The 15,533-nt window shown below is 68.3% G+C and carries 17 protein-coding genes; 13 read left to right on the top strand and 4 right to left on the bottom strand.

The window, feature by feature from the left end:
- Positions 1-8: 8 nt before the first annotated feature.
- The 3 genes from AC5Y46_RS17410 to regX all read left to right on the top strand — a co-directional run bounded on the left by AC5Y46_RS17410 (position 9) and on the right by regX (position 2,827).
- A complete protein-coding gene (locus AC5Y46_RS17410) occupies positions 9-764 on the top strand; it encodes a phosphoglyceromutase (protein WP_499944743.1) in 756 nt (251 codons plus the stop codon).
- A 135-nt stretch (positions 765-899) separates the two neighbouring features.
- A complete protein-coding gene (locus AC5Y46_RS17405; RefSeq protein ID WP_499992378.1) occupies positions 900-2,147 on the top strand; it encodes a sensor histidine kinase in 1,248 nt (415 codons plus the stop codon).
- Positions 2,144-2,827, top strand: coding sequence for a two-component sensory transduction protein RegX (regX, locus tag AC5Y46_RS17400; protein WP_499944745.1), 684 nt, complete (start codon positions 2,144-2,146; stop codon positions 2,825-2,827). Before AC5Y46_RS17405 ends, regX begins: the two co-directional genes overlap by 4 nt.
- 36 nt (positions 2,828-2,863) lie before the next feature.
- Here the strand turns inward: regX and AC5Y46_RS17395 are convergent, their stop codons facing one another.
- Genes AC5Y46_RS17395 through AC5Y46_RS17385 form a run of 3 tightly spaced genes read right to left on the bottom strand, consistent with a single transcriptional unit; the run spans position 2,864 to position 5,996 of the window.
- Complete coding sequence (locus AC5Y46_RS17395) at positions 2,864-4,723, bottom strand: GMC family oxidoreductase (protein WP_499992377.1); 1,860 nt, start codon at positions 4,721-4,723, stop codon at positions 2,864-2,866.
- Entirely contained in the window at positions 4,720-5,049 is a 330-nt protein-coding gene (locus AC5Y46_RS17390) for a hypothetical protein (protein WP_499992376.1), read from the bottom strand. Before AC5Y46_RS17390 ends, AC5Y46_RS17395 begins: the two co-directional genes overlap by 4 nt.
- The gene (locus AC5Y46_RS17385) at positions 5,046-5,996 is read right to left on the bottom strand and encodes a tocopherol cyclase family protein (RefSeq protein ID WP_499992375.1); all 951 of its coding nucleotides are present in this window, start codon (positions 5,994-5,996) and stop codon (positions 5,046-5,048) included. Before AC5Y46_RS17385 ends, AC5Y46_RS17390 begins: the two co-directional genes overlap by 4 nt.
- 35 nt (positions 5,997-6,031) lie before the next feature.
- On the opposite strand from AC5Y46_RS17385, the gene AC5Y46_RS17380 reads away from it, so the two are divergent.
- Positions 6,032-6,748 carry a FadR/GntR family transcriptional regulator gene (locus AC5Y46_RS17380; protein ID WP_499992374.1) on the top strand — a complete coding sequence of 239 codons (717 nt, stop codon included), beginning with the start codon at positions 6,032-6,034 and terminating at the stop codon, positions 6,746-6,748.
- Here AC5Y46_RS17380 and AC5Y46_RS17375 read toward each other — a convergent pair whose 3' ends face one another.
- Positions 6,749-7,528: a DUF3109 family protein gene (locus AC5Y46_RS17375; protein WP_499992373.1), complete on the bottom strand. Its 780-nt coding sequence runs from the start codon at positions 7,526-7,528 to the stop codon at positions 6,749-6,751.
- A 106-nt stretch (positions 7,529-7,634) separates the two neighbouring features.
- Between AC5Y46_RS17375 and AC5Y46_RS17370 the strand changes: the two genes are divergently transcribed.
- From AC5Y46_RS17370 to AC5Y46_RS17330, 9 genes are all read left to right on the top strand, one after another.
- Positions 7,635-8,669: a Ppx/GppA family phosphatase gene (locus AC5Y46_RS17370; protein WP_499944751.1), complete on the top strand. Its 1,035-nt coding sequence runs from the start codon at positions 7,635-7,637 to the stop codon at positions 8,667-8,669.
- Positions 8,666-9,709, top strand: coding sequence for an Rv0497 family membrane protein (locus tag AC5Y46_RS17365; protein WP_499992372.1), 1,044 nt, complete (start codon positions 8,666-8,668; stop codon positions 9,707-9,709). Before AC5Y46_RS17370 ends, AC5Y46_RS17365 begins: the two co-directional genes overlap by 4 nt.
- 15 nt (positions 9,710-9,724) lie before the next feature.
- Complete coding sequence (locus AC5Y46_RS17360) at positions 9,725-10,567, top strand: sugar phosphate isomerase/epimerase family protein (RefSeq protein WP_499992371.1); 843 nt, start codon at positions 9,725-9,727, stop codon at positions 10,565-10,567.
- The gene (locus AC5Y46_RS17355) at positions 10,567-11,415 is read left to right on the top strand and encodes a thioesterase family protein (protein WP_499992370.1); all 849 of its coding nucleotides are present in this window, start codon (positions 10,567-10,569) and stop codon (positions 11,413-11,415) included. Before AC5Y46_RS17360 ends, AC5Y46_RS17355 begins: the two co-directional genes overlap by 1 nt.
- Positions 11,416-11,446: 31 nt before the next feature.
- The gene (proC, locus tag AC5Y46_RS17350) at positions 11,447-12,325 is read left to right on the top strand and encodes a pyrroline-5-carboxylate reductase (RefSeq protein ID WP_499992369.1); all 879 of its coding nucleotides are present in this window, start codon (positions 11,447-11,449) and stop codon (positions 12,323-12,325) included.
- Between the two features lie 140 nt (positions 12,326-12,465).
- Positions 12,466-12,726 (top strand): cell division/environmental response transcriptional regulator, encoded by a 261-nt coding sequence (locus AC5Y46_RS17345; protein ID WP_499944757.1) that lies wholly within the window; start codon positions 12,466-12,468, stop codon positions 12,724-12,726.
- A gap of 382 nt (positions 12,727-13,108) precedes the next feature.
- Positions 13,109-13,210 (top strand): 30S ribosomal protein bS22, encoded by a 102-nt coding sequence (locus AC5Y46_RS17340; RefSeq protein WP_003402602.1) that lies wholly within the window; start codon positions 13,109-13,111, stop codon positions 13,208-13,210.
- 67 nt (positions 13,211-13,277) lie between these two features.
- Positions 13,278-14,399: an SDR family oxidoreductase gene (locus AC5Y46_RS17335; protein ID WP_499944758.1), complete on the top strand. Its 1,122-nt coding sequence runs from the start codon at positions 13,278-13,280 to the stop codon at positions 14,397-14,399.
- Between the two features lie 16 nt (positions 14,400-14,415).
- Positions 14,416-15,486, top strand: coding sequence for a lysophospholipid acyltransferase family protein (locus AC5Y46_RS17330; protein ID WP_499944759.1), 1,071 nt, complete (start codon positions 14,416-14,418; stop codon positions 15,484-15,486).
- Positions 15,487-15,533: the final 47 nt, after the last annotated feature.

Raw genomic sequence — 15,533 nt, 5'->3', positions numbered from 1 at the left:
CTTCTTCCATGGGAGACACTGCCACGCTGGTGCTGTTGCGTCACGGCGAGAGCGAATGGAACGCCAAGAACCTCTTCACCGGCTGGGTGGACGTCGGGCTGACCGAGAAGGGCGAAGCCGAGGCAGTGCGCGGCGGCGAACTGCTGGCCGAACAAGACCTGCTGCCCGACGTGCTCTACACCTCGCTGCTGCGGCGCGCCATCAACACCGCGAACCTCGCGCTGGACGCCGCGGACCGGCTCTGGATCCCGGTGCACCGCACCTGGCGGCTCAACGAACGCCATTACGGGGCGCTGCAGGGTCTGGACAAGGCCAAGACGAAAGAGAAGTACGGCGAAGAGCAGTTCATGGCCTGGCGGCGCAGCTATGACACCCCTCCGCCGGAGATCGAGAAGGGCAGCGAGTTCAGCCAGGACGCCGACCCGCGCTACGCCAACATCGGCGGCGGACCCCTCACCGAATGCCTGGCCGACGTGGTGGCCCGGTTCCTGCCGTACTTCACCGACGTCATCGTCCCCGACCTGCGGACCGGCAAGACGGTGCTGATCGCCGCGCACGGCAACTCGCTGCGGGCGCTGGTCAAGTACCTGGACGACATGTCCGACGAGGACGTCGTCGGACTGAACATCCCGACCGGCATCCCGCTGCGCTACGACCTGGACGCCGACCTGCGGCCGACGGTCGCGGGGGGCACCTATCTGGACCCCGAAGCCGCCGAGGCCGGGGCCGCGGCGGTGGCCGGGCAGGGCGCCGCAAAAGGCTGAATTCGGCCGGTCGTGGGCCGCTTGCTGAACGTCGCGTGAACGCGAGCGGAACACCTGTGACGCGGCGTGTGACTTGTGCGATTTTCGCCGCGCTCCGCTAGGGCGGCGTTCACCGGAATTTGTAGGATTTGAGCTGTGACTGTGTTCTCGGCACTGTTGCTGGCCGGGGTCTTGTCCGGGCTGGCGCTGGCCGTAGGTGTGGCAGCGGGAGTCCGGCTGTCACGGCGTATGGGGCAACCCCGCCGACAAACCACCGAGTGGACCGGCATCACCGTCGCACAGATGCTGCAACGCATCGTGGCGTTGATGCCGATGGGCGCCGCGGTGGTCGACACCCACCGTGACGTCGTCTACCTCAACGACCGGGCCATGGAGCTGGGCCTGGTGCGTGACCGCCAGCTCGACGACGAAGCCTGGAAGGCCGCCAAGCAGGCACTGGCCGGTGACGACGTCGAGTTCGACCTGTCCACGGACAAGCGCTCGGGCGGCAAGTCCGGGCTGTGCGTACATGGACACGCCAGGCTGCTCAGCGAACAGGACCGCAGGTTCGCCGTGGTGTTCGTGCTGGATCAGTCCGACTACGCCCGGATGGAAGCGACCCGGCGCGACTTCGTGGCCAACGTCAGCCACGAGCTCAAGACTCCGGTCGGTGCCATGACGCTGCTCGCCGAGGCGTTGCTGGCTTCGGCCGACGACACCGAAACGGTCCGCAGGTTCGCCGAGAAGGTGCTCATCGAGGCCAACCGGCTCGGCGACATGGTCGCCGAACTGATCGAACTCTCCCGGCTGCAAGGTGCCGAGCGCCTGACGAACGAGACCGACGTCGACATCGACGCCGTTGTCTCCGAGGCGATTTCGCGGCACAAGGTGGCAGCCGAGAACGCCGCCATCGACGTCCGCACCGACGCGCCCAGCGGGCTGCAGGTGCTGGGCGACCAGACGCTGCTGGTGACCGCGCTGGCCAACCTGGTGTCCAACGCGATCGCCTATTCGCCGCGCGGGTCGTTGGTGTCGATCAGCCGCCGCAGGCGTGGCGACTACGTCGAGATAGCGGTCACCGACCGGGGCATCGGGATCGCCCTGGAAGACCAGGAGCGTGTCTTCGAGCGGTTCTTCCGCGGCGACAAAGCGCGTTCGCGCGCCACCGGCGGCAGTGGACTGGGGTTGGCGATCGTCAAGCACGTCGCGGCCAACCACGGTGGCAGCATCGGCGTCTGGAGCAAGCCGGGGACCGGATCGACGTTCACGCTGTCCATCCCGGCCTCCGGGTCCGTGGCAGCGCAGGGCCCGCCGGCGGCGCAGGACGAGGCACAAACCGAGCAATCGCTCAGCCGGGACTTGAGGCCCGGCAGGTCACAACGAGAGGAAGAGCTGAGTCGATGACAAGCGTTTTGATCGTCGAAGACGAGGAATCGCTCGCCGATCCGCTGGCGTTTCTGTTGCGCAAAGAGGGCTTCGAGGCCACGGTGGTCAACGACGGTCCCTCCGCGCTGGCCGAGTTCGACCGGTCCGGCGCCGACATCGTGCTGCTGGATCTGATGCTGCCGGGCATGTCGGGTACCGATGTGTGCAAGCAGCTGCGCGCCCGCTCCGGCGTCCCGGTGATCATGGTGACCGCGCGGGACAGCGAGATCGACAAGGTGGTCGGCCTCGAGCTCGGCGCCGACGACTACGTCACCAAGCCCTACTCCGCGCGTGAGTTGATCGCCCGGATCCGGGCGGTACTGCGCCGCGGCGGCGACGACGACTCCGAGATCAGCGACGGGGTGCTGGAGTCCGGCCCGGTCCGCATGGACGTCGAACGGCACGTCGTCTCGGTGAACGGCGAAGCAATCACGTTGCCGCTCAAGGAATTCGATCTGCTGGAATACCTGATGCGCAACAGCGGACGGGTGCTGACCCGCGGTCAGTTGATCGACCGGGTCTGGGGCGCGGACTATGTCGGCGACACCAAGACGCTCGACGTCCACGTCAAGCGGCTGCGGTCCAAGATCGAGGCCGACCCGGCCAACCCGGTGCACTTGGTGACCGTGCGGGGGCTGGGCTACAAGCTCGAAGGGTAGCCCGGGCGAACTCCTGCGCGCCGGGATCGGGTGTCGTCAGGCGAGTATCTGATCGGCCACCGCCAACGCCATCGCCATGATGGACAGCTGCGGGTTGACCTCGGGACAGCTGGGCAGGATGGAGGCGTCGGCAACCCAGACGCCGGCTATGCCACGCAGTCGGCCGGCCGGATCGACGGGACAGATCTGCTCGTCGGCGCCGGCCGCAGCGGTCCCGGTCGGGTGGAATGCGGACAGGTGCAGGCTTTTCGGGTCGGTTCTGGCCAGCACGTCGCGCAGTTCCGTCTCGGACTTCACCGTCATCGCGCCGGGCAACCCGGTGAGCACTTCGACCGCGCCGGCGGCGAACAGCAGCCGGCAGATGGCTCCCAACGCGACCCGCAGTTTCGCGACATCGTGCCGGGCGATGTCGTAGCGCACCACCGTCTCATCCCTGACCGACAGCACCGAGCCGACGCCCTCGTCGGCCACCATCGCGCCGAAGGTGGCGATCTGGGGGGCCCGGTCCAACCAGTGCAGCAGCTCGGCACCGTAACCCGGGAAGATGATCGAACCCATGCCGGGCGGGGTGGCGGTGGCCTCGATCAACACGCCGTGGGACTCGTGGAATTCGTGCACGGCCGCACTCTGCAGCACGCCGCGCCAGGCGTACACATCCTCCTCGAACCGTCCGGCCAGCAACGTCGCCGGATGCAGCGCCAGGTTGCGGCCCAGCCGCGGGTGTCTGCCAAGAGCGCTGCGCCGCAACAACATCGGCGTCTCGGTCGCACCCGCCGCGACGACGACGGCGGCTGCCAGGACGTCGATCGCGGTGCCGTCGGGCCGGCGGGCCCGTACGCCGCGGGCACGTCCGTGCTCATGGAGCACCCGTTCGACCCGCGCCTCGGAGATGATGCGCCCCCCTGCCGCGCACGCCTGCGGCAGCGCGTTGAGGTGCACGCCGAACTTTGCGTTGTGCGGGCAGCCGATCGCACACTGGCAGCATCCCTCGCAACCCGGCGCATTGCGCGCGATGGGTGCCGCCTGCCAGCCCAGCGAATCGGCGGCCTGGAGCAACAGGTTGCCGTTGCGGCCCATCACGTCACGCGGCGCCGGCGCGACCTGCAGGGTGCGTTCGACGTCGTCGAGGTAGCCGCTCAACCGGTCCGGATCGGCCAGGCTCAGGCCGAATTCGTCACGCCAGCGTCGCTGCACGGCATCCGGGGGCCGGAAGCAGGTGCCGGAGTTGACCACGGTGGTGCCGCCGACCGCCCGGCCCATCGGCAGCACCACCGTCGGCCGTCCCAGCGCGACGGTGGCGCCGGCGCCGCGGTACAGCCCGGCATACCGGTCGATCGGGTGGCTGGTGCGGAACTCCTCGACCGTCCAGCGTCGTCCCTCCTCGAGCACCACGACTTCCAGGCCGGCCCGGGCCAGGGTGCGGGCCGCCATCGCCCCGCCCGCCCCGGAGCCGACCACGACCACGTCGGCGGTGACGACGGACGCGCTCTCGGCCGACGGGGTGACGTCCAGGGCCGCGTCCGGACGTACCACCTCGTCAGCCTGGGCACGCGAAAACAGTTCGTGGGCAAAGGTATCAGCGCCGTTGGCCAGCAACCCGATCACCTTCATGCCCTCGACGGCCGCGCCGGCCTCGGTGCTGAGCGCGGCGATGCGCCGCAACACCCGCTCGCGGTCGGCGGGACCGAGGCGCGTCAGGGACCGTCCGGTGGTCAGGTAGCTCGCCGCGGCCATCGAGACCAACCCGGCGCGCACCGCCAGCCGGGAGGTGGCCGGCAGCCGTGACAGGTACCGGTCGACGCGTGCGGTGAACTGTGCGGACGACGGGCCGCCGTGTTCCTCGGGCAGCAGCGCGGTGCCGAACGAGGCGGTAGCGCGATCGGCCAGCCGGCTCACTTGCGGCGCCCGAGCGCGCGGCCCAGCTTCAGGAAGAACGGGTAGGTCGCGAAGATACCCCCGGCGGCGGCGTGCGCCGGCCAGTCCAGTTTCTCGGTGTCCATGTCGAAAGCCCCGCTGTTCCACATGAAGTCGCGTCCGTTCGCCGCGCGGAACGGTCGCCACAGGAAACCCAGCCCGGGCACGTTGTTGTACAGGCCGAACGAACCGGCGAAGAACACGCCGAGCACGGCGGCCTCCAGGACGTCGCGTCGCTCGGGCGGGAAGCGGCGCTCGATCAGCACTCCGGAGGCGAACAGCAACGGCGGGTCGAGAGCGAAACTCATTGCGGGGTCCTTTCATTGACCGGGGGAGCCTGATCGCCACGCAAACCGACCTCGGCATGTCCGGTGCCGAGCACCGACCACCGCCGGTCGCCGAGTTCGACGTGGATGTCGGCTTGTTCGGTGTTGGTGCACACGCAGGTGCCGCCGTCGGGGTCGGTGTATTGCAGGCTCACGCAGCGCTCGGGGGGCTGGTCGACCCGAATCAATACCTCGCGTCCGCCGATACGGCCCTCCAGCTGCCAGTGCCGCGGACCGAGCCTCGTGCGCATCCGCAGCGCCGGCAAAACGCTTGCGGGCCAATCTTTTCCGTCTATTCGGAAGCGGACAAAGGCCAGCGGCGCCAGGCGGCGCAGGCCGGCCTTGTGTGACACCGCGGTGACGGCCTCGAGTACATCGCCGTCGCCGAGGTCGGCATGAATCCAGCCCCAGCGCTTGGCGTTGCCGTGCCCGTAGATGTGCGCCACGTTGCCGCGCCAACGGTCGACGGACTGGGTGTGGCCGTCGATGCTGACCGAACCGGCGAAATCGGCGGTCGGAGCGAGCACGACCTGGGCGCCGGGCAGCAGTTCGCGCTCCCAGGCGACGCGCGGAAAGGTCCACAGCGGCGCGCCGGCGTCCTTCCAGGACAGGTCCCAGGCGAGTGAGCCCGCGCGTCCGGTCATCTGCCCGGGTCCGACCAGCGCTCCGGCGGCGGCGAACCAGTGCTCACCGTCGGCGGGGTCGACCGGTTCGGGGCCGAAGCGCTCGGTCCGCGGCGAACCGTCGGGCGGGAACCACGTCGCCCAGCCGTGCGCGTAAGGCGCGCCCGACGTCGGGGCTACGGTCTCGCAGTGCACCCATAGACCGGCGCGGGTGACGGGGTCGGAGAGGGTGGCGTACCAGACCTCCAACCGTCCCGACTTGCCCCGCCAGCGCGGCGTCGCGGCCAACCGCGTTTCGTCGTCCACTTCAGCACCTCCTTCCTCTATAATTGGTTGAGCCAATGAACCAGTCAAGTCCGATACCCCCTCCAGACCGTCAGCGAGTCGACGAACAGATCGCTGCGTCGATCGCCGACGCCATCCTCGACGGCGCTTTTCCGCCCGGCTCGACGCTGCCGCCCGAGCGCGAACTCGCTGATCAGCTCGGTGTGAATCGCACCTCACTGCGTCAGGGGCTGGCTCGCCTGCAGCAGATGGGTCTGATCGAAGTCCGCCACGGCAGCGGCAGCGTGGTTCGCGACCCCGAAGGCCTGACCCATCCGGCGGTGGTCGAGGCCCTGGTGCGCAAGCTGGGCCCGGAGTTCCTCGTCGAGCTGCTTGAGATCCGGGCGGCGTTGGGTCCGTTGATCGGCACGTTGGCGGCACAGCGCAGCACGCCGGCGGACACCGAAGAACTGGGGCGCGCGCTGGCCGCGGTTCAGGAGGCGGACACCGCCGCGGCCCGCCAGGCCGCCGATCTCGCCTACTTTCACGTGCTGATCCACAGCACCCGAAACCGCGCCCTGGGCTTGCTGTATCGGTGGGTGGAACAGGCTTTCGGTGGCCGTGAACACGAACTCACCGGCGCCTACGACGACGCGGAGCCGGTGGTCGCCGACCTGCGGGCGATCACCGAGGCGGTGCTGGCGCACGACGCGGCGTCGGCGGCCGCGAGCGTGGAGGCCTATCTGAACGCCAGCGCGCTGCGAATGGTGCTGGCCTACACCAAGAGCCGCTAGCTACTCGGCGGCCCGCGTCGCCGGATGCACCGCGATCAGACCTAATTGGCTGCGGCGCTTGCACATTGCGGCCAACTCCGCATAGGCCTTCGCGCCGAGAAGTTCGGTCAGTTCGTCGGCCAGGCTCTGCCACACCTGCGTGGCGCCGACATGGGCGGCCGGATCGCCGGTGCAGTACCAGTGCAGGTCCGCACCGCCAGAGCCCCAGCCGCGCCGGTCGTACTCGGTGAGGAACGTCTTGAGGATCTCGGTGCCGTCGGGCCGGGTCACCCACTCCTGGCTGCGCCGGATCGGTAACTGCCAGCACACGTCGGGCTTCATCGTCAGGGGCGGGACACCCAGTTTCAGGGCCTTGCTGTGCAGGGCGCAGCCCACGCCCCCGGGGAAACCGGGCCGGTTCAGGAACACGCACGCGTCCTTGTGCTTTCGGGTGCGGTACTGGGGTTCGCCCTCGTGTTCGTCGAGTTCCAGGTACCCCTTGCGGCCCAGGCCCTTATCGCGGAACTGCCAGTCCTTGTCGGTCAGCAACTTGACCGCGTCGTCCAGGCGGGCGCGGTCGTCGTCGTCGGACAGGAACGCGCCGTGCGAGCAACACCCGTCGTCGGGTCGGCCGGCTACCGTGCCCCGGCAGGCCGGCGTGCCGAACACGCACGTCCAGCGCGACAGCAACCAGGTCAGGTCGGCCGCGATCAGGTGCTCGGGGTCGTCGGGGTCGTAGAACTCCACCCACTCACGGGCGAAATCCTGTTCGACCTCTTGTCCGGGCAGCGAGTTGGCCACGGGTGCAACGTTAGTCCACGTTTTCGCGACGGGCGCCGGCTCGGCCCGGCGGTGCGCATCACGGGTCGCGGGACGCGTGCCCGGTGAGCCCGGCTAGTTTTGTTCTGTGCGATTGGGCGTGCTGGACGTGGGGAGCAACACCGTCCATCTACTGGTGGTCGATGCTCACCGGGGCGGGTGTCCGGCTCCGATGAGCTCGACCAAGGCCACCCTGCGCCTGGCCGAGGCCACCGACAGTTCGGGCAAGATCACCAAGCGCGGCGCCGACAAGCTGATCTCCACGGTCGACGAGTTCGCCAAGATCGCGGTCAGCTCCGGCTGCGCGGAGTTGATGGCCTTCGCCACCTCCGCGGTTCGGGACGCCGAGAATTCCGACGACGTGCTGGCTCGGGTGCGCAAAGAGGCCGGCGTCGAGTTGCAGGTGTTGCGCGGGGTGGACGAGTCGCGGTTGACCTTCCTGGCGGTGCGCCGCTGGTTCGGCTGGAGCGCCGGGCGCATCATCAACCTCGACATCGGCGGCGGCTCGCTGGAGGTGTCCAGCGGCGTGGACGAGGAACCCGAGGTCGCGTTGTCGTTGCCGCTGGGCGCCGGACGGTTGACCCGCGAGTGGTTGCCCGACGATCCGCCGGGCCGGCGCCGGGTGGCGATGCTGCGCGACTGGCTGGACGCCGAACTCGCCGACGCCAGCGCCACCCTGCTCGAAGCCGGGGCGCCCGATCTCGCGGTCGCGACGTCGAAGACGTTCCGGTCGTTGGCTCGCCTCACCGGCGCGGCCCCGTCGGCGGCCGGACCGCGGGCGAAACGCACGCTCACCGCCAACGGCCTCAGACAACTCATATCTTTCATCTCTAGGATGACAGCCGCCGACCGAGCAGAACTGGAAGGAGTCAGCGCCGAGCGTGCCCCGCAGATCGTGGCGGGTGCGCTGGTGGCGGAGGCAAGCATGCGAGCCCTGTCGATAGAAGCGGTGGACATCTGCCCGTGGGCGCTGCGGGAAGGTCTCATCCTGCGCAAACTCGACAGCGAAGCCGACGGAACCGCCTTCATGGAAACGTCGTTCGTGCAGACTTCGGTGCGGGATGCCGGGAGCCAGGTGGCTGATCGGAGTGCGTCCAACCGGTCGAGAGGCAGCAAAGCATGACTGGACCCGACATGGAGGACGCCAAGCAGATATCGGTGGCCGAGCTGCTGGCCAGGAACGGAAGTACCGCCAACCCGACGGCCACCCGCCGGCGTCGCCGCCGTCGCGGTGACGATTCGATCAGCGTCGCCGAGCTCACCGGCGAGATTCCGGTCATCCGGGACGATCACCGCGAGGAGACCGCGTCCGTCGCCCCGGCCGTGCGCGCCGAACCCGCAGTTCGCGACGTGCCCGTGGTCGAACCCGAAGTTCGCGACGTGCCCGTGGCCGAACCCGAAGTCCGCGACGTGCCCGTCGTCGAACCCGAGGTCCGGGCCGAACCGGAAACCACCGTAGAACCCGAGCCTTCCGCGCCCTACTGGTCCGAGCCCGAGCCGCGCTGGCCCAAGTCGGATCCGGTGACGCGGCGCAAGTCCGGCCCGCAGCGCAGCGAGTACCCTCGCCCGTTGCGTCATACCGCCACCAGCGACGTCGAGCAGCATTCGGGCGCGGAGCATATGAGCCCGGACCCGGTCGGGCATTACACCGACGCTTCCGTCGACGTGATGGACAGCGAGGTGCGGGAAGCCGAATCGGTGGCCGAAGACTCGGCGTACGTGCGCTCGTATCTGCAGGGCCCGGACGCCGACGAGGCGTCGGACGGGACACTGTTCGGGGGCCAGTCGATTGCCGACGAGGTCGCGCGCCGGCGCGGCGGGCAGCGCACCGTCGAACTGGACGACGAACGCGACCTCGACCACCTCGACGAGGCGGCGCCGCGACGCGCGGGCGGCAAGATGGCCGCACTGGGCCACGGCCTGCTCACGGTGCTGCAGTCGATCCTGGCGGTCGCATTCGGCGGGGGATTGTTCATCGCGTTCGACCAGCTGTGGCGGTGGAGTCCCATCGTCGCGCTGGTGCTTTCGGTGCTGGTCATCCTCGGTCTGGTGGTCGGCGTCCGGGTGGTCCGCAAGACCGAGGACATTGCCAGCACGCTGATCGCGGTCGCCGTGGGTGCGTTGATCACCCTGGGACCGATGGCCCTGCTGCAAACGAGCTAGGCGTCCCTACAGACTGTGCGCCCAGCAATCAAAGTCGGCTTGTCGACGGCCTCGGTGTACCCGCTGCGGGCCGAGGCGGCGTTCGAGTATGCCGCCAGGCTCGGCTACGACGGGGTCGAGCTGATGGTCTGGAGCGAGTCGGTCAGCCAGGACGTCGACGCCATCAGCAAGCTGTCGAAGCGCTACCACATGCCGGTGCTGTCCGTGCACGCCCCCTGTCTGCTCATCTCGCAGCGGGTGTGGGGCGCGAACCCGATCGTCAAACTGGATCGCAGCGTGCGGGCCGCCGAACAGCTGGGCGCACAGACGGTGGTGGTACACCCGCCGTTCCGTTGGCAACGTCGCTACGCCGAAGGCTTCAGTGACCAGGTCAAAGCCCTGGAGGAAGCCAGCGACGTGCTGGTGGCAGTGGAGAACATGTTTCCGTTCCGCGCGGACCGCTTCTTCGGGCTCGACCAGACCCGGGAACGGATGCGCCGGCGCGGAGGTGGGCCGGGCCTGGGGGTCTCGGCGTTCGCGCCCTCGTACGACCCGTTGGACGGCGACCACGCGCACTACACGCTGGACCTCTCGCACACCTCCACCGCGGGCACCGACTCGCTGGAGATGGCCCGACGGATGGGGACCGGATTGGTGCACCTGCACCTGTGTGACGGCAGCGGATTGCCCGCCGACGAGCACCTGGTGCCCGGCCGGGGCACCCAGCCGACCGCCGAGGTGTGCCAGATGCTGGCCGCGAGCAGTTTCGCCGGCCACGTCGTGCTGGAAGTGTCCACCTCGAGCGCGCGTTCGGCCGCCGAGCGCGAGGCCATGCTGCTCGAGTCGCTGCAGTTCGCCCGAACCCATCTGCTGCGCTGATGACGGACGCCTTGTTCAGCAGTGCGATGGCGCTGCGCCCAGTCGACACGGACGACCCGGCGTGCCTGGTCTTCGACGGCGCGTTGAACGAGCACTGGACCATCGGACCCAAGGTGCACGGCGGTGTCATGGTGGCGCTGTGCGCCAACGCCGTACGCACCGCCTACGGCACCGGTGCCCAGCAACCGGTCGCCGTGTCGGCGAATTTCCTGTCCGCGCCCGACCCCGGGCCGATGCGGCTGGTCACCTCGCTGCGCAAGCGGGGACGCCGGATCACCGTGGCCGACGTCGAACTCATGCAGGGCGACCGTACCGCCGTGCACGCTGTCGTCACGCTGGGTGAGCCGGAGCATCATCTGCCGGGGGAGACCGCGCCGTTGTTGTCGGCCAACCCGGTCGTGGACCTGATGGCACCGCAGCCGCCCGACGACCTGGCGCCGATCGGCCCGGGTCACCCGCTGGCCGGTCTGGTGCATCTGGGCGCCGGCTGCGACATCCGGCCGGTGATGTCCACGATGCCTTCTCCGGAAAACCGGCCGCCGGACGGGCGGCCGCCGATGATCCAGATGTGGGCGCGACCGCGAGACCTTGCTCCCGACGCGCTGTTCGCGCTGATGTGCGGAGATCTGTCAGCGCCGGTGACGTTCGCCGTGGACCGCACCGGGTGGGCGCCGACCGTCCAGCTGACCGCCCTGCTGCGGTCGGTGCCGGTGGATGGATGGCTGCGGATCATCGCCACCTGCGTGGAGATCGGACACGACTGGTTCGACGAGGACCACATCGTCGTCGACGAGCTGGGCCGCCTGGTGGTGCAGGCCCGGCAACTTGCGATGGTGCCTGCCGGGTAATCCGGACCGCCGGTCTGCGATGCTTTGCGGCATGGCAAGAATCGCGATCATCGGCGGCGGCAACATCGGCGAGGCACTGCTGTCCGGGCTGCTGCGGGCAGGCCGGCAGGTCAAAGATCTGGTGGTGGCCGAACGCTTGCCGGAGCGGGCCAAGTATCTGTCGACGAACTACGGCGTGCTGGTGGTGGCGTCCGTCAGCGACGCGGTGGAGAACGCCTCGTTCGTCGTGGTCGCCGTCAAGCCGGCCGATGTCGAGTCCGTGGTGGACACCCTGGCCGAGGCGGTCGGCGCAGCCGACAACGACAGCGTCGAGCAGGTGTTCGTCACCGTGGCCGCGGGCATCAGCCTCACCTTCTTCGAGTCCAAACTGCCGGCCGGTACGCCGGTGATCCGGGCCATGCCCAACGCGGCGGCACTCGTCGGTGCCGGGGTCACCGCGCTGGCCAAGGGCAGGTTCGTCACGCCGCAACAGCTCGACGACGTTTCCACGATGTTCGACGCCGTCGGCGGCGTCCTCACGGTGCCCGAACAACACCTGGACGCGGTGACGGCGGTATCGGGATCGGGACCGGCCTATTTCTTCCTGCTGGTCGAAGCGCTGGTGGACGCGGGCGTGGCCGTCGGTCTGAGCCGCCAGGTGGCCACCGACCTCGCCACGCAGACAATGGCGGGTGCGGCGGCGATGTTGTTGGAGCGGATGGACGAGGAGCGCCGGCCGGCCGACGGCGCCTCGGGCGGGCTACGGATCAACGCTGCACCCGCACAGTTGCGGGCTTCGGTCACCTCGCCCGGCGGCACCACTGCCGCGGCCCTGCGTGAACTGGAACGGGGTGGATTCCGGGTGGCCGTCGACGCCGCGGTGCAGGCCGCCAAAAACCGCTCTGAGCAGCTACGAATTACATCCGAATAATTCGGCAATTTTCAACGGATTGTCTCTCACCAGTACCAGTAACCCCACTAGTCCCGCTATTCTCCTCTTTGTAAGCGCGTGTGGGTGCCAGCGGAGGGGAAGCCGCTGGCATTGCGCGGGCCTGACACGATTGGGTTGCGATGACGTCTACGAACGGGCCGTCGGCACGGGATTCTGCAGGTAAAGCGGCACGGGACGGTGGTTCGGCCGACGCCGGTCAGTCCCGGACGCAATTTCTCACCGTCGCCGAGGTCGCGGCGTTGATGCGGGTGTCGAAGATGACGGTCTACCGGTTGGTGCACAACGGGGAGTTGCCCGCGGTTCGGGTCGGACGCTCCTTCCGCGTGCATGCCAAAGCCGTGCACGACATGTTGGAGACGTCGTACTTCGACGCGGGCTGACCCCCGCTCGTCGCGTTCCGGTCGGCCGGAGCTTTCAGCGTGAATCCTGGGCTTTGCGGGTGAAGCCTGGGCTTTGCGGGTGAAGTCTGGGCTTTGCGGGTGAAGCCTGGGCGGGATCTCGCCGATTTTCCCGCCCTGGGCTCACTCCGAAAGCCCTCGTTTCACAATCAACGCCAAGGATTCACACCCAAGCCGTCGAGCAGCCAGAGCGCCTCTCCCTGCCCGGCGTGGGATCGGAATCCGACCGCAACACATTCCCGCGCGTCGCGAATCCGGTCGGCAGCCCGGCGTCCCTGGACGACCGTTTGGCGTTGCGTGCGTCCGGTTGGGTAAAGTGTCCCGGTCATTTGATTAAGCCGGTACAGGTCAGATAGCGGAGTTCATGGGTTCAGTAATCAAGAAGCGGCGCAAGCGTATGTCGAAGAAGAAGCACCGCAAGCTGCTACGTCGCACCCGAGTGCAGCGCAGAAAACTTGGCAAGTAAGTTCTGCCCGCGCCGCCCGTCACTGGTTCGTAACACACCCGTCTCTGCGCGTCGCTAGGCTGTCGAGGTGGATCCGTCGAAGAGCAAGGACGGCGGGGGAGCCGGCGGCGAGGCCGTGCATTACCCCAAGGTCGTACTCGTCACCGGTGCGTGCCGGTTTCTCGGCGGCTACCTGACGGCTCGCCTGGTGCAGAACCCGTTGATCAACCAGGTCATCGCGGTGGACGCGATCGCGCCCAGCAAGGACATGCTGCGCCGGATGGGCCGGGCCGAGTTCGTCCGTGCCGACATCCGAAATCCCTTCATCGCCAAGGTGATCCGAAACGGCGACGTTGACACGGTGGTGCATGCCGCGGCGGCGTCATACGCGCCGCGGTCCGGTGGCAGCGCGGCGCTCAAAGAACTCAACGTGATGGGCGCGATGCAACTGTTCGCCGCCTGCCAGAAGGCGCCGTCGGTGCGGCGGGTGGTGTTGAAGTCGACGTCCGAGGTGTACGGGTCCAGTCCGCACGACCCGGTGATGTTCACCGAGGACAGCAGCAGCCGGCGACCCTTCCGCGAAGGGTTTGCCAAGGACAGCCTCGACATCGAGGGTTACGCGCGCGGGTTGGGGCGGCGCCGGCCCGACATCGCGGTGACCATCCTGCGGTTGGCAAACATGATCGGCCCGGCGATGGACACCACGCTGTCGCGTTATCTCGCAGGGCCTTTGGTGCCGACGATGTTCGGCCGCGACGCCCGGCTGCAGCTGCTGCACGAGCAGGACGCACTGGGTGCGCTCGAGCGCGCCGCGATGGCGGGCAAGGCCGGCACCTTCAACATCGGTGCGGAGGGAATCATGATGCTGTCTCAGGCCATTCGCCGCGCCGGTCGAATTCCGTTGCCAGTGCCCAGTTTTGGAGTATGGGCACTCGATTCGTTGCGGCGGGCCAACCGTTATACCGAGATCAATCGTGAGCAATTCGCCTACCTGAGTTACGGCCGCGTGATGGACACCACCCGGATGCGATCCGAGCTGGGTTATCAGCCCAAATGGTCGACGGCGGAGGCGTTCGACGACTACGTCCGCGGCCGCAGCTTGACTCCCATAATCGACCCGGATCGGGTACGCTCCTGGGAGGGTCGTGCCATAGCGGTGGCGCAGCGCTGGGGTAGCCGAAATCCAATTCCGCGCATCGGGGTCAGATAGGTTTGGATAGATAATCGTGCCGGGTGAATCCAGAGCGAATGTTATTCCACTGCACAGCAATCGGGGTCGGGTAGCGGCACGCCGCCGGGTTGCCAATCAGCGCTCGGACGCCTCGCACCAACATCCCTCGCTGCTTGCCGATCCCGGTAATCGCGCGTCCGCTGAAGAGCTCGCCGCCGTCGTCCGGGAAATCGACGAGCACCGCCGCGCTAGCGGGGGTTCGTCCGGCGGCGAGGCGCCACTGAGCGACGTCGCGCAACGTGTGGCCGCGGTCGCCGGATTTTTCCGGCAGCGGCTGACCGGCGACTACAGCGTCGACGAATTCGGGTTCGATCCGCACTTCAACGACGCGATCGTGCGGCCTTTGCTGAGGTTCTTCTTCCAATCGTGGTTCCGGGTCGAAGTCAGCGGGGTCGAGAACATCCCCGCCGAAGGTGCCGCGCTCGTAGTGGCCAATCACGCCGGGGTGTTGCCGTTCGACGGGTTGATGCTGTCGGTGGCCGTGCACGACGAGCATCCCGCCGAACGCGATCTGCGGCTGCTGGCGGCCGACATGGTGTTCGACCTACCGGTCGTCGGGTCCACCGCCCGCAAAGCCGGCCACACCATGGCCTGCACGGCAGACGCGCACCGGCTGCTGGCCTCCGGCGAACTCACCGCGGTGTTCCCCGAGGGGTACAAAGGGCTGGGCAAGAAATTCGAGGACCGCTACCGGCTGCAACGGTTCGGCCGCGGCGGATTCGTCTCGGCGGCACTGCGCACCAAGGTCCCGATCGTGCCGTGCTCGATCGTCGGCTCCGAAGAGATCTACCCGATGCTGGCCGACGTGAAGCTGCTGGCGCGGCTGTTCGGTCTGCCCTATTTCCCGGTGACGCCGTTGTTCCCGCTGGCCGGGCCGGCGGGGCTGGTGCCGCTGCCGTCGAAGTGGCGTATCGCGTTCGGCGAGCCGATTTCAACCGCCGACTACGCCGCCAGCGACGCCGACGACCCGATGGTGACCTTCGAGCTCACCGACCAGGTGCGTGAGACCATCCAGCAGACGCTGTACCGGCTGCTGGCCGGCCGTCGCAACATCTTCCTGGGCTGAGCACCGCCCCGCTGAGCAGACGCAAAAGCCCCTCATTTCGGCACGAA

The sequence above is a fragment of the Mycobacterium sp. NGS59 genome (assembly GCF_059812345.1).
This window is presented reverse-complemented; position numbering and strand designations above follow the sequence as displayed.

Bases quoted from the DNA above. Each gene is read 5' to 3' on its own strand.
- AC5Y46_RS17410 (WP_499944743.1), top strand. From the start codon at position 9: ATGGGAGACACTGCCACGCTGGTGCTGTTGCGTCACGGCGAGAGCGAA.
- regX (WP_499944745.1), top strand. From the start codon at position 2,144: ATGACAAGCGTTTTGATCGTCGAAGACGAGGAATCGCTCGCCGATCCG.
- AC5Y46_RS17390 (WP_499992376.1), bottom strand. From the start codon at position 5,049: ATGAGTTTCGCTCTCGACCCGCCGTTGCTGTTCGCCTCCGGAGTGCTG.
- AC5Y46_RS17380 (WP_499992374.1), top strand. From the start codon at position 6,032: ATGAACCAGTCAAGTCCGATACCCCCTCCAGACCGTCAGCGAGTCGAC.
- AC5Y46_RS17365 (WP_499992372.1), top strand. From the start codon at position 8,666: ATGACTGGACCCGACATGGAGGACGCCAAGCAGATATCGGTGGCCGAG.
- AC5Y46_RS17355 (WP_499992370.1), top strand. From the start codon at position 10,567: ATGACGGACGCCTTGTTCAGCAGTGCGATGGCGCTGCGCCCAGTCGAC.
- proC (WP_499992369.1), top strand. From the start codon at position 11,447: ATGGCAAGAATCGCGATCATCGGCGGCGGCAACATCGGCGAGGCACTG.
- AC5Y46_RS17345 (WP_499944757.1), top strand. From the start codon at position 12,466: ATGACGTCTACGAACGGGCCGTCGGCACGGGATTCTGCAGGTAAAGCG.
- AC5Y46_RS17340 (WP_003402602.1), top strand. From the start codon at position 13,109: ATGGGTTCAGTAATCAAGAAGCGGCGCAAGCGTATGTCGAAGAAGAAG.